At 65.2% G+C, this 20,923-nt stretch carries 18 protein-coding genes; 9 read left to right on the forward strand and 9 right to left on the reverse strand.

Annotation, left to right across the window (positions count from 1 at the left end; translation table 11 throughout):
* The first annotated feature begins 125 nt into the window (after positions 1 to 125).
* From IPM18_02730 to IPM18_02740, 3 genes are all read left to right on the forward strand, one after another.
* A complete protein-coding gene (locus IPM18_02730) occupies positions 126 to 1,082 on the forward strand; it encodes a glycosyltransferase family 2 protein (GenBank protein MBK9118504.1) in 957 nt (318 codons plus the stop codon).
* Between the two features lie 184 nt (positions 1,083 to 1,266).
* Positions 1,267 to 1,821 (forward strand): methyltransferase domain-containing protein, encoded by a 555-nt coding sequence (locus IPM18_02735; protein MBK9118505.1) that lies wholly within the window; start codon positions 1,267 to 1,269, stop codon positions 1,819 to 1,821.
* A gap of 12 nt (positions 1,822 to 1,833) precedes the next feature.
* Positions 1,834 to 3,306 (forward strand): Coenzyme F420 hydrogenase/dehydrogenase, beta subunit C-terminal domain, encoded by a 1,473-nt coding sequence (locus IPM18_02740; protein ID MBK9118506.1) that lies wholly within the window; start codon positions 1,834 to 1,836, stop codon positions 3,304 to 3,306.
* Positions 3,307 to 3,440: 134 nt separating this feature from the next.
* Here IPM18_02740 and IPM18_02745 read toward each other — a convergent pair whose 3' ends face one another.
* Positions 3,441 to 4,682: an oligosaccharide flippase family protein gene (locus tag IPM18_02745; protein ID MBK9118507.1), complete on the reverse strand. Its 1,242-nt coding sequence runs from the start codon at positions 4,680 to 4,682 to the stop codon at positions 3,441 to 3,443.
* A 177-nt stretch (positions 4,683 to 4,859) separates the two neighbouring features.
* Between IPM18_02745 and IPM18_02750 the strand changes: the two genes are divergently transcribed.
* Positions 4,860 to 5,081, forward strand: coding sequence for a hypothetical protein (locus tag IPM18_02750; GenBank protein ID MBK9118508.1), 222 nt, complete (start codon positions 4,860 to 4,862; stop codon positions 5,079 to 5,081).
* A gap of 98 nt (positions 5,082 to 5,179) precedes the next feature.
* Positions 5,180 to 6,148: a sugar phosphate isomerase/epimerase gene (locus tag IPM18_02755; GenBank protein MBK9118509.1), complete on the forward strand. Its 969-nt coding sequence runs from the start codon at positions 5,180 to 5,182 to the stop codon at positions 6,146 to 6,148.
* Positions 6,149 to 6,261: 113 nt separating this feature from the next.
* Here the strand turns inward: IPM18_02755 and IPM18_02760 are convergent, their stop codons facing one another.
* The gene (locus IPM18_02760) at positions 6,262 to 6,480 is read right to left on the reverse strand and encodes a hypothetical protein (protein ID MBK9118510.1); all 219 of its coding nucleotides are present in this window, start codon (positions 6,478 to 6,480) and stop codon (positions 6,262 to 6,264) included.
* A gap of 516 nt (positions 6,481 to 6,996) precedes the next feature.
* On the opposite strand from IPM18_02760, the gene IPM18_02765 reads away from it, so the two are divergent.
* The 4 genes from IPM18_02765 (at position 6,997) to IPM18_02780 (ending at position 14,137) form a co-directional block, all read left to right on the forward strand.
* Complete coding sequence (locus IPM18_02765) at positions 6,997 to 8,451, forward strand: glycine--tRNA ligase (GenBank protein MBK9118511.1); 1,455 nt, start codon at positions 6,997 to 6,999, stop codon at positions 8,449 to 8,451.
* A gap of 155 nt (positions 8,452 to 8,606) precedes the next feature.
* Positions 8,607 to 9,725 (forward strand): aminopeptidase, encoded by a 1,119-nt coding sequence (locus IPM18_02770; GenBank protein ID MBK9118512.1) that lies wholly within the window; start codon positions 8,607 to 8,609, stop codon positions 9,723 to 9,725.
* Positions 9,726 to 10,021: 296 nt separating this feature from the next.
* On the forward strand, positions 10,022 to 11,098 hold the full coding sequence (locus IPM18_02775; protein MBK9118513.1) for a prepilin-type N-terminal cleavage/methylation domain-containing protein: 1,077 nt from the start codon (positions 10,022 to 10,024) through the stop codon (positions 11,096 to 11,098).
* Positions 11,099 to 11,278: 180 nt separating this feature from the next.
* Complete coding sequence (locus IPM18_02780; GenBank protein ID MBK9118514.1) at positions 11,279 to 14,137, forward strand: hypothetical protein; 2,859 nt, start codon at positions 11,279 to 11,281, stop codon at positions 14,135 to 14,137.
* A gap of 140 nt (positions 14,138 to 14,277) precedes the next feature.
* Here the strand turns inward: IPM18_02780 and IPM18_02785 are convergent, their stop codons facing one another.
* The 7 genes from IPM18_02785 to IPM18_02815 all read right to left on the reverse strand — a co-directional run bounded on the left by IPM18_02785 (position 14,278) and on the right by IPM18_02815 (position 20,870).
* Positions 14,278 to 14,652 carry a response regulator gene (locus tag IPM18_02785; GenBank protein ID MBK9118515.1) on the reverse strand — a complete coding sequence of 125 codons (375 nt, stop codon included), beginning with the start codon at positions 14,650 to 14,652 and terminating at the stop codon, positions 14,278 to 14,280.
* Positions 14,631 to 15,152, reverse strand: a complete 522-nt coding sequence (locus IPM18_02790) for a hydrogenase maturation protease (GenBank protein MBK9118516.1) — start codon at positions 15,150 to 15,152, stop codon at positions 14,631 to 14,633. The genes IPM18_02785 and IPM18_02790 overlap by 22 nt, the downstream gene beginning before the upstream one ends.
* Positions 15,153 to 15,171: 19 nt before the next feature.
* Positions 15,172 to 16,647: a Ni/Fe hydrogenase subunit alpha gene (locus IPM18_02795; protein ID MBK9118517.1), complete on the reverse strand. Its 1,476-nt coding sequence runs from the start codon at positions 16,645 to 16,647 to the stop codon at positions 15,172 to 15,174.
* A gap of 100 nt (positions 16,648 to 16,747) precedes the next feature.
* Positions 16,748 to 17,293 (reverse strand): NADP oxidoreductase, encoded by a 546-nt coding sequence (locus IPM18_02800; GenBank protein ID MBK9118518.1) that lies wholly within the window; start codon positions 17,291 to 17,293, stop codon positions 16,748 to 16,750.
* A 5-nt stretch (positions 17,294 to 17,298) separates the two neighbouring features.
* A complete protein-coding gene (locus tag IPM18_02805; GenBank protein MBK9118519.1) occupies positions 17,299 to 18,012 on the reverse strand; it encodes a (2Fe-2S)-binding protein in 714 nt (237 codons plus the stop codon).
* Between the two features lie 31 nt (positions 18,013 to 18,043).
* Entirely contained in the window at positions 18,044 to 19,870 is a 1,827-nt protein-coding gene (locus IPM18_02810) for an NAD(P)H-dependent oxidoreductase subunit E (GenBank protein MBK9118520.1), read from the reverse strand.
* A gap of 175 nt (positions 19,871 to 20,045) precedes the next feature.
* Positions 20,046 to 20,870, reverse strand: a complete 825-nt coding sequence (locus IPM18_02815; protein ID MBK9118521.1) for a hypothetical protein — start codon at positions 20,868 to 20,870, stop codon at positions 20,046 to 20,048.
* Positions 20,871 to 20,923 lie beyond the last annotated feature (53 nt).

Genomic DNA, 20,923 nt, shown 5'->3' on the forward strand with positions numbered 1-20,923 from the left:
AGTCTACGCGATGTCGCCGTCCGGCGCCATCGGTTTGACGCTCTCGGTAGAGCTTCTTATCATCGCTCGGCGCCAAGGGTAAGGGCACTTGTACTCCTTCCGGCCCGGATCGTCATGGACTCGCGATGACCGCTCAACCGCCCGCCAGCACCACACCCTCCGGAACACCTTCTGAGGCGTTGAATGAAAATGACCCCGCTGTGTTGACCCCCGACGCCGCAGCGGCGACCAGCATCATCGTGCCCGCCTACAACGAAGAACTCGCGATCGGTGCTACGCTCACCAACCTGCGGCGGGCCTTTCCGGCCGCCGAAGTGCTCGTCGTGGATGACGGTTCGACCGACCGGACCGCGGCACTCGCAGCCGCGGTTTCCGGTGTGCGGGTCGTGCGTCACGATCAGAACCGCGGCTATGGCGCCGCATTGAAGACCGGGGTGCTGGCAGTCTCGCGCCCGTACATCCTGTTTTGTGACGGTGACGGGCAGCACGCCGCGGAGGATGTCGCGGCCTTGCTCCGGGCCTGTCCGGAGTACGACCTTGTCGTCGGTGCCCGGACGCGCACATCGCACGTCGACAACTCCCGGCGCCCCGGGAAGAAAATCTTGCAGGTCTTTGCCGACTTCCTCGCTCAGCAGAAGATTCCCGACGTTAACTCCGGCCTGCGCATCTTTCGCCGCGAGCGCTTGTTGCGGTACCTGCACCTCATGCCGGAGGGCTTCTCCTTCTCCACGACCAGTACGTTCGTCGCACTCAAGGGCGGCTGGCGCATCCACTGGGTGCCGATCGATGTGCGCAAACGCGCCGGCGTGAGCACGGTCCGGCAACTCGTTCACGGACCCCAGACCCTGATGCTCATGTTGCGCCTCACCGTCCTGTTCGACCCGTTGCGCGTGTTCCTGCCCGTCAGCGGTCTGCTGCTGGTTCTCGCCGTGCTCATGACGGGGATCAACTTCGCCTTCTTCCGCCTCGCGGTGCCGACCACGGCCGTCATCTTCGGACTGAGCGGCATCATGATCTTCATGATGGCGCTGCTCGTCGACCAGGTGGCAGCGATTCGCCGAGAACTCCATGACCGCTTCTGATCCGGCACCGCTGCCCGACCCGGGGTTCACGATCCACGCTGTCCGAGATCACTGGGACCGCGTCGGCGAGATCTACGACCGCGCCAACGAGAAAATCGGCTACGGCCACCGCCAGCGCTTCCTCCACGGGCTGCGTTACTTCACCTGCGGCCCGGCGCCGCGCCTCCTGAACATCTGGGCGCGGATGGGCGAAGCTGTGCCCTATCTGCACGCCCGCTTTCCCCAGGGTCAGTTCCTCCATCTGGAGGCGTCGGCCGTGATGGTGGCAGAGGCCCGCCGGCGGTTTCCCGGCGAGACCTTTCACCAGACCGACCTCTCCACGCTACCGGTCGAGTCCGGCGCCTATGACGCGGTCCTCTCGCTCGAGACCCTTGAGCACTGCCCGGCGCCGGCCCGGTTTCTGGCCGAACTCTATCGAGCCCTGCGGCCCGGCGGTGAGCTGGTTCTAAGTTGCCCCTCGCGCTCGGCGGAACCCCTGCTGCGCCTCTACGAAACGTTTTTCGAGAATCATGGTGAAGGCCCACACCGTTTCCCGTGGTCCTGGCAGGTCAAGCGCCAACTACGCGCCACCGGCTTCACGTTACTCGAACACCGCGGAACGGTGTTTCTGCCAGTCATCCCCGATGCCTTGGCGCCCGCGGACGAATTTCTCGGCCGCTGGCTCGGACGCACGCCCCTGGGGGAGCTGGGCATTCGGCAGTTCTACTTTTGTCGCAAACCACCCGCGTCGCCGGCCTGAGCCGCCACGCTGGTGCTGGGATTCATCGCCGTGGACTACTTCCAGCTTCTGAAAGCAGAGGTCATCGACGCCGGCCTGTGCACCCGCTGCGGGACCTGCATCGGAGCGTGCCCGCATGGTGCGCTGAGTGTGCCCGACCTGCTCGGCGACTGTCTGCCACAACGCACCGACGCGTGTGCGGACTGCAACGCCGAATGCTACACCGGATGCTCGGGCCGCTACGTCGACTTCCCGGCCCTGAACCACGTATTGCACGGCCACCAACCCGAGCACCCCCTGATCGGATCCTATCGCGGCCTGTATGTCGCGCACGCCACGGACGCGGCCGTGCGACAGGGCGGCGCGAGTGGCGGGCTCGCCACGGCCTTCCTCCAGCACCTCTTCGCGCAGCAGAAGATCGCCGGGGCATACGTGATGGGCATGGACGCGCTACGCCCCTACCTGCCGGAACCACGCCTCGCCACCACCTTTGCGGAGGCGCAAACCGCGGCGCAAAGCAAGTACGTCGTGCGCCCCTACAACGTCCTCTTCCGCGACATCGCCCCGGAAGGCGAACCGCTCGCCTATGTGGGGGTCCCCTGCCAGGTACACTCCCTGCGCAAGCTGCAGCAGGCCGGTCACCCGGTCGCGCGCCGCTTCCGGTACGTCATCGGGATCTACTGCGGAAACATCCTGCACTTCGCGTCCACCCGGTCCTTTCTCGCCAAGCAGGGTGTGCACAACCTTGCGGAGGTGCAGAGTCTCGCCTTCCGCGCCGGGGAGTGGCCCGGCAACATGCGCGTCGAGCTGAAATCGGGCCGCGTGATCGAGATGCCGAAGTTTCACGCGAACTACCTGATCCCCTTCTACATCATGAAGCGCTGCCTGCAGTGCACCGATCTCGCCAACGAGTTTGCGGACGTCTCCTGCGGCGACGCCTGGGCACCTGTCTACGAAGAGCGCGGCAAGGGTTTCTCGATGCTCGTGGTGCGCACCGGCACCGGTCAGCAGCTCTTCGAGGAGCTCTGCGCCGCCGGAGGGATCAGCGCCCAGCCCCTGAGCTACGACGATACCGTCGCCATGCACAGCCATGGGCTCGACCTGAAAAAACGCGGGGCTTTCCTGCGCATCGGCGCCGGGGTGGCCCGTGGGCGTCCCGTGCCCGACTACGGCTACCGTCTCGCGCCCGGGGTACCCCGCAGCCGCGTGGTGATGGAGTTCTGCATGGGTATCGTGTTCCGCGCCTGCTGGACCCCATGGGGCCGCTGGCTCATCCAGTGGCTGCCCGACCGCCTGGTCGGCCGCCTGTTCCAGTGGGCGCGCACGCGCTGGAAGGGTGTCACGCGCAGCACGAAGCGCACCGGCCTCGGCACCATTCGCTTCGAGTCCGACGCGCCCGGCGGCTCCGCATCAGCCGACTGGTGCAAGCTTGGCCTCGATCCACTGGCCCCGGTCTACGGTTCGGACGAGCGCCCCGGGCCGCCGCAGGCCCCGCCCTCTGCTTAGTCCGGCCCCCGACTGTCATGAATCCGCAGCGTTCGCGCATCTGGCACGGCACGACGGACTCGAGTCGCTCTGCAATGCGAGGGAGAGTCCCGCCTCCGGCGCGACGCGCAGCACGCGCCGCTCCTGATCACTCTCTAGTCCGCGAGCCGCGGCGCACGCCCCACCAGCAGGTACGCGCTCATGGCTACCAACGTCATCCCCTGCACGGCCACCAGCCCCCACACCACGTCGGTGAGCGTGCCGTGCCACCGGAGCATGACGACCCACTCCACCACAAGCCCCAGCACGTACACCCACAGGAACCGAAACCGTCCCTGGCCCACATGGATCATTGCCACCAGGTTGCCCAGGTGCGTCAACAGTCGCACAAGCGCCAGCGCCAGCAGCACCGGTGCTTCCCCCTCCAGCACATACCCCGCCCCGAACAGCGTCCGCAGTAATGTCCGCGGCAACAGCCCATAGACCACCAACGGACCGCTGACCAGGATCACGATGTAAATCCCCGCACGCACCACCACGCCGCGCGCGCCCTCCCCCCGCACATGCCGCGCCGTCACCGCGGGCAGTAGCACCGTGCTGAACGGCGTCACCAGCAGTCCCATCAGGTTCGCGAGCACCAGTTGCACGCCGTACGAACCCGCCACTTCGGGCGGGAACAGGTACTTCACGGCCAGCATGTCGCTGTACAGGAAGCCCGCCGTCGTCAGCGTGACCCCAAGCAACGGCCCCACGAAGCGCCGCAGTACCGCCGGATCGATCGCTTCCTCCGTCGCATGGCCCCAGATCGCCCGCGCCCGCCCGGCTGTAAAGGGCCAGACGATCACCATCGCCAGCACGTACGCGCCTACCGCGGCCACCACACTTCCGGTCCACGACACCAGCAACAACCCCACTGCCAGCCGCGCGGCGGCCTCCGACACCACGCTCAAATTGAATGCCCCGAACGCCTGGGCTCCGCGCAATACCCCGCGCGGCACACTGATCAGCAGGGTCGCCAACACTACACCCACCGCGGCATACACCGGCCAAGGTGTCGCGAACTGCAGCACATTCGCGAGTGGCGTGAGCACACCAGCCGCCACCAAGGCCCCCGGCACTCCCCAACGCATTGCTTGCTCAAGCACACACCGATGCAGACGCGCGATGCGTCCAGGTGCGCCCTGGCCCTGATACTCGGCTGTAAAGCGCGTCACAAGATGGTGAATCGGCCCCATGGCGACCTGCCCGAACATCGCCAGGTTCACCGCCGCGATGAAGTCGGCGTACTCCACCGCACCCATCCGACGTGCCACGAGCACGGTGTAGGCCAGCCCCAGCACCGCCGTGAGTGCAGTCCCACGCACCAGCAGAAAACTGTGTCGCGTTTCCGGCTTCATCAGGACGCTACACCTCACGCCACCCGCGGCGTCGCGCTCGTTGTAAGGCCTGGCCGCCCCCACGGCTACCCTGCTCCGCCCGTTGGCACACCCTGCACACGTCCTTATAATGCTCACCGCGGGATGGGAACGCCACGGGACACTGGTTCGCGTGGTGCTCTACCAGGAGATGCAATCATGCGCACCAAGTGGAACCGCCTCGCTCGTTCGGCCGCAATCGCCGCGCTCACCTTCCCGCTGCTCTCCACGGGAACCTGCTTGCGCATCGCGCAGACCTCGGCCGTCAACGGCTTCTTCGACGCCGTGACCCCTTACCTGATCGAGTATGCACGCAGCGAACTGGGACTGACCAACAGCGGGACGAGTGCCGGCAACCAGTTGATCATGCAAGGCGGTTAGCGCGAAGCCCGGCCCCACGAGCAAGCCAACGCCTTGCGTCCCGCCCGCAGAATCGTGCCACGAGCACCCACCCAGTCACGACGAAGGAGCCACGCACGATGAAACTCGGTGTGATGTCCGCCGGACTCGCCGGCATGGGGTGGGAAAAGGCCCTCGACTACTGCCAGCAGGTCGGCCTCGAAGCCATCGAGCTGCCCGTGGGGTGCTATCCCGGTCAGCCCTTTTTCGACCCCGCCGAAGTGCTCCGCGACCGGGCCGCCCAGCAGCGTATCAAGGACGACTGCAAGTCCCACGGACTTGAGATTGTCGGTCTCGCCGTGCACGGCAACCCCGTTCATCCCGATCCTGATTTCGCCCGCGCCCACACCGCGGCCCACGATACGGCCGTACGGCTTGCCCCGCTCCTCGGCACCGATGTTGTGATTAACTTTTCCGGCTGCCCGGGCGGCGGTCCAGGCGACACCCGCCCCAACTGGGTCACCTGCGCATGGCCACCGGACTATGAAGCCATACTTAAGTACCAGTGGGACGAGGTGCTGATTCCCTTCTGGTCGAAGAAGAACGCCGAGGCAGCCAGTGCAGGTGTAAGAATAGCGTTCGAGGCCCACCCCGGCTTCTCCGTCTACAACCCCGGCACATTGCTACGCCTGCGCGCGGCCGGCGGGTCGCAACTGGGTGCCAACCTCGACCCGTCACACTTCTTCTGGCAGGGCATCGACCCCGTCGAGGCGGCGCGTGTCCTGGGTGACGCCGGCTGCATCTTCCACGTACATGGTAAAGATACCGGGATCGACGCTCACAATACCCGTATCCACGGTACGCTCGACACCGGCAGCTACGGCAACCTCCACCGCCGGAGTTGGGTCTTTCGCACCTGCGGCTACGGCCACGGCGATGAGTTCTGGAAACCATTCATCAGCATGCTGCGGATCAAGGGCTACGACGGTGTCATCAGCATCGAGCATGAGGATGCACTGATGAGCGTTCAGGAGGGCTTCGAGAAGGCCGTCGCCTACCTGCGTGGCGTGCTGATCAAGCAGCCCGCCGGCACGGCGTGGTGGTTCTGACAGTTCTACCCGCAGATACCCATGTCGTGGCGCCCAGCCACGCAATGGGGCGAAGCGCGCCGGGGTCCGCGCTGCGTTTGTCAAATCAGTTCGATCACAGCTACAGGCACGCCTTAGCTTCCCGTGGCCCGCCGCGCGGGTCGCGGCACCTGCCGCACCGACTCGAGCAGCCGTTCCAGAGCGGCCTCGAGCTTGTCCGACGTGAGGTAGGTTCCTTCCGCGATCTGCCGACGTATCTGTGCGATGCGCGTCGCTTCAGCGATCACCAGATTCAGATCCATGGCCGCCCGCGGTTTCGTGATCTTCTTGCGCTGCACACACTGCTGCATCATGGCTTGGCCTCCATAGGCACATCGGACTGGGGTCGTTTCCGACCGGTCCTGCAACTGACCCGATTTCCCGATGCCGCTCTGACCTCCGCGGGCCGGCAGCACCCCGACTCACCTTCGCCATAGCATGTATCGCGAATCCGGCTAACCGACCTTGTTGGAAAGAACGCGCACCCAAAACCCAAGAGAGGGTCTAACCTCCCAAATTCACACATATTTCCTTTATGAAACGCTAATAGGACCATTGTGTGTTACTTTAGATAAATCGGGAGGCGTTTCGTGGCAGGATCTTTGACAGAAAAATTTCACGGCAAACTTTGCGCGTTCAACCACTTCACGTCCGAAAACCCCATCTCCCGCGGCATTCACCGTCGGAACACCCTGATCGAGTGCTCGGAATGCGCGCCCGCCGCTATCCCCGACCGACACTCCGGCTTAAGATTCTCGCCCGTTTTCCGATAGGTGCGCCGGAACAGCGCGTGGCTCCCGCACGCGGCACAGCCCAACCCGAGGAACCTCATGGCCGCCGAAACCAGCTTCATGGACAAGCTCACCGCCCTGTGCAAGCGGCGGGGATTCATCTACCAGTCGAGTGAGATCTACGGTGGCATCGGGGGCTTCTGGGACTACGGCCCGCTCGGGGTCGAATTGAAGCGAAATATCAAGAACCAGTGGTGGCGGGACATGATCACCAATCCGCCCCCGGGCCCGGACGGCCACGAGATTGAGATGGTCGGCCTCGACTGCGCGCTCATCATGAACCCCAGGGTCTGGGAGGCAAGCGGACATGTGGGCGGCTTTGCGGACCCGATGGTCGACTGCAAGGAGTGCAAGGGACGGTTTCGGGCCGACCAGGTTGCGAACACGCCGTGTCCGCTGAAACCCAGCAAGCACGTCGGTGCCCACGACAAGTGTCAGCTCACCGAGCCGCGCCTCTTCAACCTGATGTTCAAGACCTACGTCGGCGCGGTGGAAGATGCCTCCAGCATCGCCTACCTCCGCCCCGAGACCGCCCAGGGCATCTTCGCGAACTTCAAGAACGTGCTCGACACCACCCGTGTGAAGGTCCCCTTCGGGATCGGGCAGGTCGGCAAGGCCTTCCGCAACGAGATCAATCCGCGCAACTACACCTTCCGCTCGCGCGAGTTCGAGCAGATGGAGATCGAGTTCTTCTGCCACCCCGCCACCTCGCTGCAGTGGTACGAGTTCTGGCGCAACGTGCGTTTTCATTGGTACATCAACCTCGGCCTGAAAAGCGAAAAGCTCCGCCTGCGCGACCAGGGCGCCGATGAGTTGGCCCACTACTCGCAGGCCTGCGCCGACATCGAGTACCTCTTCCCCTTTTCCGAAGATTTCCAGGAGCTCGAAGGGGTCGCCCATCGCGGCTGCTTCGACCTCTCACAGCACCAGCAGTTCAGCGGCAAGGACCTGACCTACTTCGACAACGACGCCTGGGAGCGCGACAAGGACAAGTTCGCCAGCGACCCCGCCCATGCGAAGGAGGTCAAGAACCAGGCGCCGTACCGTTTCCTGCCGCACGTCGTGGAGCCCTCGGCCGGCGCCGACCGCGCCACGCTCGCGTTCCTCTGCGAGGCCTACACCGAAGACACCGCCCCGAATGAGAAGGGCGCGCCCGAGACGCGCGTGCTCATGCGCTTCCACCCCAAGCTAGCCCCGCTCAAGGTGGCCTTCTTCCCGTTGGTTAAAAAGGAGGGCATGCCCGAGGTCGCGGAGGGACTCTATCGGGAAGCGAAGCAGCACATGACCGCCATGTACGATGAGCAAGGCAGCATCGGTAAGCGCTACCGCCGCCAGGACGAGGTGGGCACGCCGTTCTGCGTCACCATCGACGGTGACACGCTGCAGAATGGACAGGTCACGGTGCGCAACCGCGACACGCTTGTGCAAACCAAGGTCCACAAGAGCCAGGTCGTGGCGTGGCTACGTGAGCACCTGGACCAACCGCTGGGTTGAACGTGCGGGTCTAGTGGGGCCGCGGCGGCCGTTGCCCGTACGGGCATGCGGGCGACGACGCGCGCCAGCGGGGCGGTCGGGGGGCGCGGGGGGCGTTATGATGGGACCTGATGCGGCGGCCACGGTGGGTCGCCCCGACAACCGGAGGCAGTGTGATGGTCGATCCGCGCGTAACGAAGCTGGCCGAAACGCTCGTGAACTATTCCTGTGCGGTTCAGGCGGGAGAGAAGATTCTGATCGAGGCGATCGACGTGCCGCACGCTTTCACGAACGAGTGCGTGCGGGTGGCGGCGGCGGCCGGGGCACGGCCGCTCGTGCTGCTGAAGAGCAACCAGGTCAACCGGGCGCTGATGCAGGTCGCCACGCAGGAGCAATGGGAGCTGGTCGCACAAGTCGAGCGTTTGCAGATGGAGAACGTGGCCTGCTACATCGGCGCACGCGGCAACCCGAACGTGTCGGAGCTGTCGGACGTACCGGCCGAGAAGCAGAAGATCTACGAATCGACGGTGTGGCGGCAGGTCCACAGCGAGGTGCGCGTGCCCAAGACGCGCTGGGTGGTGCTCCGCTGGCCCAGCGCCAGCATGGCACAGCTCGCGCAGGTGTCCACCGAAGCGTTCGAGGACTTCTACTTCGATGTCTGCACGATGGACTACGCCAGGATGGGCCGGGCCATGCAGGCGCTGAAGAAGCGCATGGAGGCAACCGACCGCGTGCGCCTGAAGGGGCCGGGCGAAACGGACCTGGAGTTCTCGATCAAGGGCATCCCGGCGATCCCGTGCGACGGGAAGGTCAACATTCCTGACGGCGAGGTTTTCACCGCGCCGGTCCGCGACAGCATCCGCGGGACGATTCAGTTCAACGCGCCCACGCTGTACCGCGGGGCTACGCACGAGAACATCCGGTTCCAGTTCGAGCGCGGCAAGATTGTGGCGGCGTCAAGCACGAACACGCCGCGGCTGAACGAGGTGCTCGACGCCGATGAAGGCGCGCGCTACTGCGGCGAGTTCGCGATCGGCGTGAACCCCTACATCCTGACGCCGATGAAGGACATCCTGTTCGACGAGAAGATCGCGGGCAGCATCCACCTCACCCCGGGCAAGGCGTACGCCGAGGCCAACAACGGCAACGACAGCGAGATTCACTGGGACCTGGTCATGATCCAGCGACCCGAGTACGGCGGCGGGGAGCTGTATTTCGATGGCCAACTCGTGCGCAAGGACGGGCTGTTCGTGGTGGATGATCTCAAGGCACTCAATCCTGACGCGCTGAAGTAGCGCTCTGTTCGGTCCAAGCGGGTACGGATGCCGGCGCACACGGTTGCGCCATGGGGACGGGGTGCACCCGCAACAAGACATACGAATCCTTCATGCAAACTTATCCCCTGGCTCACACACGCATCACATCAAACTAACGGGCACGCGGTACTTTGCTGTCGCGGTGCTGGTAGCAGAGGTCGACCAGCGGAGCCCTCGCGCGGGGTCAGATCCTGCGCTGAAGCCCCGGGTGCGCTGCTGCCCAGGCCGCAGGTCAAGGTGGTGCGGCAACAGGACTGGTGCAACAGGAGCTGGCAATGGTGCAGGGTTCGGTACAGGCACGGGGATGCAGACGCGGATTCACACTGATTGAGTTGCTCGTGGTAGTGGCCATTATCGCGCTGCTCATCTCGATTCTGCTGCCCGCGCTGAATGGCGCGCGTCGGCAGGCGCGCGCGGTCGTGTGCGCGACGAATCTCGGACACGTCGGCAAGGCGATGGGGGTGTACCTGGCGGAGAGCAAGGGGACCTACCCGGCTTCCTACATGTATCCCTACGATGGCAGCGGTGCGTACGATCCCACCAACCAGCCGCTGAACCGCAATTTCGGCTACGTCCACTGGTCATACTTCCTCTATGCCGGCGGCCAGGCGGACAACAAGGCGTTCCAGTGCCCCGAGTTTCCCAAGGGCGGGACTCCACGGACCAACCCCGGTCCGGAGCGGGCCTTCTGGATGGGCGACCAGATCGACGATGCCGGCAACAACCAGGGCAGCGTGAATGCCGGCTCGCGGGAGGATCGCCAGGCCCCCTGGCTGGCCTACACCGGCAATGCCGCGATCTTCCCGCGAAACAAGTTCACCCCCCTGCTTTCCGGCGGTCCACGGATCAACCGTTATGTGCAGGAGCACCGCGTGAAGGATGCCGGCAAGACCATCCTCGCGACTGAGTTCAACCGCAACTGGAAAGTCGCCGGTGAAATCGTCGGCGGCGGCGGCGGCCTGATCCGCAGCAAGAGCCACCGCCCGCTCAATCCCTTCTACCATGTCGGAACGGGCTCGAACGAGTACACCGCCCCGCTCAACACCCCGGGCTTCATGTACGGCACGCCCAGTGACCTCAAGAACTACGGTCTGCTCGGCGCCACCGCCGTCGAGGAGGCCAACGGCGTCCTCGAGAATCCGGGCATGTCGGAGATGAACGCGGTCGGCCGCCACCATCCGGGCACGGACCGGCTCGGCGGCTCGGCGAACTTCCTGTATGCCGATTCGCACGTCGAGCGGAAAACCGTGCTGCAGACGCTGCGGCAGCGCGAGTGGGGTTCGCGGTACTACTCCCTCACGGGTGAGAACGAAGTGATCAACCGCTACGGGCAGACACTGGATCAGCCGTAGCGTTTTCTTTTGCATGCGGCGGGCGCACTCGGGCGCCCGCCACTTGCCGAAACTCTCCGGAGTGGGAAAGCGGCAAGGGGTTTGGAAGTGCATCGTGACAAGACGCGGCTCTCGGTGCGCGCCGGTTCCAGGTCGAACAGGGCGCGTGATTTCGGACGGCACCAACGAAAGGAGCATCGGATGAGAAACAGGCAATGTGGGCTTGGCCTGGGCGCCTTGGCCCTGGCGGGCTACCTCGCGCTTCCCGCCAGCGCACAGATCGTCTTCCAGAACCATCCTCTCGCGGGCGAGGTGAACTTCAGCGGAGCAACCTTGTTCCGTCCGTTCTTCTTCTCGCCGGCCACCACCAACGACGCGATTGATGTCGACGGCGACGGTTTCTTCGGGTTCAATCCGGGGCAGCCGCCTTTCGTCGATCAGCTCGCAGCCGAGTATGGCGGCGCCGCTTCGCTGGGCACTTTCTGGGCAGTATCGTACCGCTCTGTCGGATCGATCAACGGCTTCGGTGAGTTCGTCGATTGGCAGTTGTGCGGCACACACGCCGGCGCTGTACCGCCCGAAGACGGTTTCCTAAACCGCTTCCGCTGGGCTAGCCAGGGCATCAAGCTCAACGGCCCTGGTGCCGACTGTCTCGACGCAGACGGCTTCAGCAACCCTGACGGCGACACCGGCAACGACGACGGCTCGCCCTTCTGCCGCAGCAGCGTGGATGGTGCCGCCATTGATGTCCCCGGTGCCTGGGCCGTGAAGGGCCCCGCGGATCTGACGCAGGTGAGCTGGAATCGGGCTCCGACCTTCCCCGGCTACGGCGTGAACCCGATTGCCTCGAACACCGGCTGGGTCAGCGAGCTTGAGTCGCTCGACCGCGACTGCTCGGCAATCCAGCTCAACACCAACTACGATGCCCCCGACAACTACACGATCTACGATACCGCGGCGGCGTGGGGTCCCATTACCTACATCGCGAATCGCGGCATTGGTCGCCCGGATCTGAGTGGCAACGGTCTCGAGGGTGATATCCGCATGACGGATATCCAGCACCTCATGGTGGCCGGCCGCCTGCGCCACGGTGAAAACCTCGCCGGCTCGACGCGCTCGTCGGGCTCCGGCACGCGCAATGGCATCCAGAATACCTCCGGCATCGACCCGGCCTGGGGCCGCGGCGACAACCTCGACACTGAGTGGGCCGTCACCAACGACGCCAACCTGGGCCTGAATCGCAAGATCAGCAACGCCCAGGGCTCCAGCGGTATCGAGCGCGCCGTCGAGGTCTCACGCCTCGCAATCGGCTTCACCGGCCTCTCGGGCAATGAGCGCGCCGCGTTCGACGCCGCCCGTGGCCGCTACGAAGTTCTCAACATCCGCTTCGACGACCGCGGCGGTAGCGCCCTCGGTTTTGTCCGTCCGGATGTGCAGGCCGTTGTCTACAATGGCGACCCCAGCACCGGCTGGCAGCTCGGTGGCACCGTCACCTTTGTCACGCGCGGCAACCCCTTCGAGACCGACCCCAATCACCCGACCTACATGACCAGCCAGCAGGCCGCCTGGTACCTGCGCAATATCACGCAGAGCGCCGCGGCCTTCGCCGGTGACCCCGGCCAGCCGGAAGAGTTCAACATGCCGGGCGAATACCTCGCCACGGTGTACTTTCTGACCGCCGGCCTCGAGGCCCTGCCCGATATCACCAACCCAGTGAACTTCAGCGCCAACCCGGATTTCAATCCAGTGCTCGCGGCTTTCGTGGCCGCCAATAACACGCTCGACTCGGGCTGGCCCGGCGGCCTGCGGCCGTACGGCGATGCCAATCCGGCCGGCCTCGTGCCGCGCCGCGTGAACAAGGCCGACGGTTACGCGGACGGCCAGGTTGCCGCCTACGCCTACAAGGACACGACCGGCATGCTGCGCACGATCCTCGGCAACGGCGCGAACAGACTCGCCGCCCGCAACGAGGTGCAGGGTGATTTCAACCGGGACGGTCGTCGTAACATCAACGATATCCGTAAGCTGCTCGAGGCCTACCAGGCGCCGCTCGATTTCGAGCAGGGCCAGCCGACGTGGCCGGTCGGCGGTGACGCCGGCGACCAGGTCGCGAACGTCGTCATCGTGCATGTGATCGGAGACTTCGACGGCAACGGCAACTTGGATGCGGCGGACGTGCGTTATTTTGCCGACGGCTTGGCGCTCGACCCGGCCCAGCCGGCGCTGGATCCGAACGACCCGGTGGCAGCCCAGTTCGGCGACTGGCTCAACCGGCCGGAGGGTTTCCGCCGGGTGGACCAGGAGTGGTTCAACCTGACGGGGAATGACAATTTCTTCGCCACGACGCTGGCGACGGGCAAGGTCTATCAGCCCGGCGACTCGGCGGGCGACATCGCAGGTTCGGCTCAAGGCGCGACCCCCGGAGCTGATCCGCGCGGCGCCGACGGCAGCGTGGACGCCAAGGACATCGACGCTGTTTACCGCGCATTCAAAAACGAGTACCTCGGCTACGACAACACGGAGGTCGACTGGTACAACCTCGACCAGGCCGTGTTCAGTGACCTGAGCGCGGACATGACCGGTCCGGAGCTCGTCAACGGACGTCGCACGATCCTGATCAACCAGGCGGATGTGGACCACCTCGTCCGCGTGATCCTCGGGACGGAATATGGCGATGTGAACCTCGACGGCGTAGTGGATGCCGCCGACGAGGCCATCGTGCTGGCGAACCAGGGTCAGGTCGGCCTCGGCTGGGCCGGTGGCGACCTGAACGGGGACGGCAGCGTCGATGCCCTCGACCTGGCCTTCTTCGCACCACCCACTGTCTGCCCAGGCGACGCGAATGGGGACGGAGCGGTCAACTTCGCAGACATCTCGCCCTTCATTGCCGCCATCAAGGCCGGCAGTGCTGCGAACTGGACTTGCAATCTCGCCGCGGGTTTCGGTCCGTACCTCAACAGCGACGCAAATGGTGACGGCGTGGTCAACTTCGCCGACATCTCGCCGTTCATCGCGCTGCTGAAGAACCCCCCGGCGCCGTGCCAGAGTCTGTGCCCGTAGGCACTCTCCGGTCGTAGCCGCAGGAACGGAAACACGCGACGCAGGTCCGCGGGCAACCGCCGGCCTGCGTCGACGTATCTTGCACGGGCGGCGCCCGGAGCACCGGCACTCAAACCCCCCGTGCCGGGCGGCGCAGGCGCTTACTTCAGCTTCGCCTTCAGAACGGCGAGCAGGTTGTGGTGGTCGATCGGCTTCTGGAAAACGCCGGAAAGGCCGAGCTCGCTGTAGTCGGTCATGAGGTTCAAGTTGTCGCCGACGGAACTCAGCATGTAGACCGGGCGGGTATTGCCCTCCGCCTTCAGGTCGCGCACGAGGCGTGTGCCCGCGTCGACCTCCTCCATCATCAGGTCGACAATGACAAGGTCGGGTCGCACCTGGCAATAGGTCTTGAGCCCTTCTTCCGCACTGCGGGCGCCCACCATGTGATAGCCGTTGCTTTCGAGCACGAGTTGCAGCGCTTCGAGCATGTCGGCATCGTCATCGACGCACAGAATCACGTACTTGCCGTCTTGCATGGCATCTCCCTCGGGGCGGACACGGCGTCGGCCGCGGGCTCCGTCACGCGCTGCGTGAGCCAGGAGCGCAGAAACTCGATGGCCGCGTCGGCATGCGCCTGCGCGACCGGCGAAAGCACTTCCGTAAACGGTGCGAAATCCTGCCCGCGCACGGCCAGCAGCCAGGCCTGCGGCCGGGCATGGAAGAGGTCGCACGCGAGGCCGAGCAACTGCCCCGGGCTGACACTGTGCGAGCTGAACGTACGATCGGACTCCGGGGTAGCCGGCAACAGCGCGAAGGGCGCCGGCCCTTCCGTGGCGGCATCCACAAAGACCACGATGTCGGCCTCGGCCACCATCGCGGCGTGTTCCACCGCGAGCTGATAGTCAATTTCGCAGCGCACCGCGGCCAACTCCGGCCACCGTACGAGCGCACCGGTGACATATGGACCCAAGCCGTCGTCCCCGCGGCCGGGGTTGCCGTATCCGATGACCAGGATGTGCGGCGCAGGCGCTGCCATGGACGGTAGCTCCGAAACGCTAGGGCGCTGCGGGCCGCAGGGCGTCGGCCGCGGCAAGGGCCGCAGCGCTGACTCCGCGGCCGCGCTGGTCAATCAGGTGCCCCGCGGCGTCGCGCAGTTCGACCACCAGCGGCATGCGGCCAAGGGCATGTGTGGCGCACGAAAGACACGGGTCGTACGCGCGAATCGCAACCTCCACGCGGTTGAGTAGCCCCTCGGTGATCTCGTTGCCACTGAGGAACTGCTCGGCAACGCGCTGCACCGCGCGGTTCATGGGTTCGTTGTTGTGGGTGGTCGACACGATCAGGTTGGCCATCGTGACCTGGTCCTGGGCGTCCACGCGGTAGTGATGGATGAGCGTGCCGCGCGGGGCCTCGATGATGCCGACGGTTTCACCACGCCGCTCGCCCGAGACCGTCAAGTCTGTGCCCTGGAGATCCGGGTCGTGGAGCAGTTCGGCGATCTTTTCGATCGCGTGCAGCAGTTCGATCATACGGGCCCAGTGGTACGCCATCGTGATGTTGTTCGGCCGGCCCTTGGTGACGGCCGTGAACTCGCGCCGCGCCGCCTCGGCTTCGGGCGTGTCGATGAAATCACACGTGTTGAGGCGGGCGAGCGGACCGACGCGGTACCAGCCGTCGGCCGGGCCCAGCGCCTTGATGAAGGGGAACTTCATGTACGACCAGGAACGGACTTCTTCGCGCAGGTAACCGAAGTAGTTCTGGCAGTCGACCTGGTCGAAGATCTTGTCACCGCCGGGCGTAATCGCCCGCAGATTGCCGTCGTACAGCTCCAGCGCGCCGTCCGCCCGCACGATGCTCAGGTGGTTGGAGTCGAAAGAGCCGAACGGCGTTAACTCCTCCAGGTGCGCGACGGTGTATTCCTTCGCGATGTGGACGGCCTTGCGGGACCAGACGAGGTTCTTCTCGAGGTCCTTGAGCAACTCGTCCCGCTCGGTAAGCGACAGGTTCTTGTTCACGCCGCCCGGAATCGCACCGGTGCCGTGGATCTTCTTCCCGGCCGTACGCAGGATGATTTCCTGCCCGTACTTCCGCATCATGACGCCCTGCACGGCGAGATCGGGGTAGCGCCCGGCGACACCGACCACGTTGCGCGTGGCGGGGTCGGCATCAAAGCCGAAGAGCAGGTCCGGGGAGCACAAGTGGAAGAAGTGCAACGCATGCGACTGGAAGAACTGGCCGTAATGCATCAGCCGGCGGATCTTCTCGGCGGTGGGGGTGAGCTTCTCCCCGCCGACGATGCGATCCATGGCCTTCGCCGCCGCCAGGTGGTGACTGACTGGACAGATGCCGCACAACCGCTGCACGAGCACCGGGACTTCCCAGAAGGGACGGCCCTGGACGAAGCGCTCGAAGCCGCGAAACTCAACGATGTGCAGGCGGGCCTGCTGGACGCAACCCTGAGCATCGAGCAGGATTGTGACCTTCCCATGTCCTTCGACCCGTGTGACGGGCTCGATGACGACGCGTTTCAGACCGTTGTTCGTAGCTACCACGCGGACTCCTCCGTGCGGGGCGATCGCGCTTGTCGGGAGCCGACCGGCGGCGGCCGAACCGCGGCCGGCGCGGCCCGGTTCAGTCGTACTTCACGAGTTCATACGGCAGCTCAAGCGGCTGATTGTTCAGCAGGGCGACAAGGGCCTGCCAGAGCGTGTCCGCCAACGGCGGGCAGCCGGGCAGGTGGTAATCGACCTTCACGACTTCGTGGCAGGGATACACCTTGTTCAGCAGCAGCGGCAGTTCCGGATCATTGGGAATCCGCCCCGCCGGGTTGTGTACCGTGGGGCCTTCCAGGTAGGCCTCACGATAGCACTCCTCCAACGGAATAGTGTTGCGCAGCGCGGGAATGCCGCCCATGATGGCGCAGTCTCCCACCGAGATCAGCACGTCGCAGTGCGCGCGGAAGTCGCGCAGCACCGCGACGTTCTCCTCATTGCAGCACCCCCCCTCGATCAAGCCGACCGCGCAGCGGCCTGTGAAATTCTTGAAGTCGTCGATCGGCGACTTGTCGAAGTCCACCAGCTCGATCAACTGCAGGATGCGCTCGTCGATGTCCAGCAACGACATGTGGCAGCCGAAGCAGCCGGCCAGGGACGTTGTCGCAACGCGGGGTTTCGCCATGGTGCCTATCCTTGCGGTGCGGCCGCGGAAATCTCGGAGCCAATGGGCTGGTGGTCGTACGCCCGTCGCCCGACGGGCAGCGCGTACCCAACGCGCTTGCGCAGCAGTGATCCGACGGGGCATGCCGCCACGGCACGATCCTCCACGGCAGCATCGGTATCCGCCAGGCGCGCCTCGGCATTCACGTGCAACCGCTTGTGTGCCCCGCGCCCGATGAAGTCGAAGGCGTGCTTGCCGTCGAGCTCCTGGGACGCTCGGACACACCGGCCGCAGAGGATGCAGCGGTTACGCTCGATCAGGATATCGGGATGCGAGGCATCCAGCGTGCGCTGCGGGAACATGTACGGGTACTTCGGCGCGGTTATCCCGAAACGGTAGGCGAGAGCCTGCAGTTCGCAGTTGCCGCTCTTTTCACAAAACATGCAGAAGTGGTTACCTTCGACAAACAGCATATCCAGCAGGTTCCGCCGCAGGCCGTTCACCTTCGGCGTGTCGTTCTCGACGAGCATGCCGGGTGCCACCGGCTGCGTGCACGCAGACTGCGGACGACCGTTGACGAGCACCGTGCAGATCCGGCAACTGCCGTGCGGAGTCAACCCTTTCAGATGACACAGCCGCGGGATATAGACCCCCGCTTCCTCCGCGGCGGAGAGAATCGTCTGCCCCGGCACAGCGGAGATCTCCCGACCGTCGATCGTGAGCTCGATCTTCTGACTCATGCGGGCGTTCCTTTCACTCCAGCCGCAGGATCTAGGACGCAGCGTGGGCATGGGCCGAACGGCGTCCGACAATCAGTTCCGCCGCACCAACCGCCGTACTGAGGTCGAAGCCCGGCTGATGGCCATTGCTTCGGGCCCGCACGCGGCCGGCCCACACTTCGGGGAAATTCTTCAGACTGGTCAACACGGGGTTGGCCGCCGTCTGCCCCAAACCGCAGCGGCTCGTGAGCTTGATGGTTTGACCAAGCTCCTCGAGGTAGGCGAGATCGTCCGGGCTGCCACGACCGGCCTGGATGTGGGCCAGCCGCTCGATCAACAGTCGCGTACCCACGCGGCACGGGGTGCAGTAGCCGCACGACTCTTCCGCAAAGAAATCGAGATAACGCCGTACCACATGCACGAGATCACGCTGCGGTCCGAACACCATGACCGACCCCCCTGTCGCGAGGTCGTCATAGCAGATTTTCCGGTCGTACTGCGAGCGCGGCACGAGCTGTCCGCTGGGACCACCGACCTGAACCGCGGCCGCATCCTCGGCGCCACAGAGTTCCAACACATGCCGTAACGTCACTCCGAAGGCGACTTCGTACACACCCGGACGTTTGCAGTCACCCGAGATGCTCAGCAGCTTCGTGCCGCTGCTGCCGGCCGAGCCATGCTCGGCAAAGGCCGCCGGTCCATCCTGAATAATCTTGACGACCTTGCAGAGTGTCTCGACGTTGTTCACCACGGTCGGGCAGCCCAGATAGCCCCGCTGCGCAGGGAATGGCGGTCGGTTCCGCGGATCCCCGCGCAACCCCTCACAGGAGTTCAGCAGCGCGGTTTCCTCGCCGCAGATATAAGCGCCCGCCCCCATCTGAATGCGTATGTCGAAATTGAAGCCGGCCTTGCCCGCGACACTCTGGCCCAACAGCCCTTCCGCGCGGCGCCGTGCCAGGACATCTTCAAGAAACGCCCGCAGGTACGCGTATTCCGCCCGCAGGTACAGCACGCCTTCGGCCGCACCGATGGCATAACCGGCAATCGTCATGCCGGCGAAGACGCGGTCCGGGCATTCGGTCAGGATCACCCGATCCTTGAACGTGCCGGGCTCGCCCTCATCCGCATTGCAGACGATGAACTTGCGATCACCCGGGGCCGCCCGGGCGAACTCCCATTTCATCCCGGTCGGAAAACCGGCCCCGCCCCGGCCACGGAGACGCGAAACCTTCACCGCCCGAATGATCTCGGCCGGCGACATCGCCACGGCTTTGCTCAAAGCCACGCCGCGCGCCAGGGGGCTGAATACATAGGCGGGCTCCGCATAGCGCAGGTTGTTCTCCACCATCGCCCCGACCAGCGCATGGCCGTTGTTGCCGTCGCCCAGCCGCGTCACCAGCGCTTTCGGATCGGGGTTCGCACGCAGCGCCTGAACGATCTCGCGCGCCCGGTCGGTTGACAGCCGCGTCACCACGACGTCGTTGACCAGCGCGGCGGGCGCTTGATCGCACATGCCGATGCAGGCCGTCTCTGTCAGGGTGATGAGGCCATCGGGCGTCGTCTCTCCCACCCGGATCCCCAGTTCCTGCTCGAACGCGGCCAGCACGCGCTGCCCCCCCTGCAACTCATCGATCACGTCGTTACAGACCCGGATGACGATGCGCCCGGTCGGTTGCGCCGTGAAAAAGGCGTAGAACGTCGCCGTGCTTTCGACGCGCACACGTGGAATCCGCAACTCCGCGGCGATCCGCGCGATGATGGGACTGGAGATACTGCCGCAGCGCTGCTGGACCGCTCGCAGGATGTCCATCAGGCGCAGCGGGTCGCGGTCATGCGCGGCACAGATTTCGCGGACGGCGCTTTCAAGCTCGGGAGTCATGCCAATCCTCTGGTTACCAGCCGCGGAGCGGGGCCAACTCTATGATAAGATAACCTTTATATCGTGTTATATCGAGAGAGCGGCGTCGTGACAAGATTCACAGCCCAAAAATTTCAGCCGCCCCGATTTTGGGACGATGACGCGACCGCCCAAACCCCCCGACCCCCGTTTCCGGCTATGCCGCCGCGGGTGGCGGTGCCGCGGGCGGTGGTGCCGCCACGGGCCGGCGCCGCAGCCACCCCTGTAAATCAGCCCAGTTGCCGGCGGCCGAAACCACCCAGAGCACCGCTGCCAGGACCAGCCCCCAGGAGTGCAGCCAGGGCGTCGCGGACGGTAAATACAGCAGTGCGGCCACGTATGCGGCCGACAGGAACAAAACCGTACCCAGGGTCGCAGCCCACGCCGCCCGGGCGAGTTTCGGAAGCAACAGCCCGAACGCAAGCCCCGCCAAGCCGGTGGACAGGACAATCGCAGCGGTACTGAGCTGGAAGTTGGGAACGCTCTCGGTGAGGTAACTCAGCAATCCGGGCAGGCCACCTTGCACTGCGGCCGTCGCCGCTTCATCCGGCGGCTCCTGGAGCGTCACCCACGTGGTCGGATCGGTGGGGTTAAAGCCGCGCGCCGTGTGTGACTCGACTGCCGGCAGCACGACCTGCGCACCGTAGAGGGTCAGGGCACCGCCTGCGAGGCACGCCGTGATCAGCACGGCCACCCACAGCCGCACCAGGACGACTCCGAGTACGAGCCCGACGGCGCCGCCCGCCAAAGGTGGCACCCATGCGCCCAACGGGACATGCGGTGTGGCGGCCTGTCCAACACCCAATCCACCGAGCGCGAGGGCGGCCACGGCGGCATAGGGCGCCAGGCGGGCACCACGCAGCAACAGCAGTATCCCCAGTAGGAGTCCGCTCGCGAGCACCAGCAAAGGTACCCATTCGCCCGCCGGCGTCAGGTGCCGGTGGATCGTGTCGAGCAGCATGCGTGGCAGATCGTCAACCATTGCAGCACACCTCCGGGGAGGTATTCGTCAGCATCGCGGGAATGTTGCGGTCC

The organism is Phycisphaerales bacterium (assembly GCA_016716475.1).
Lineage (GTDB): Bacteria > Planctomycetota > Phycisphaerae > UBA1845 > Fen-1342 > JADJWG01.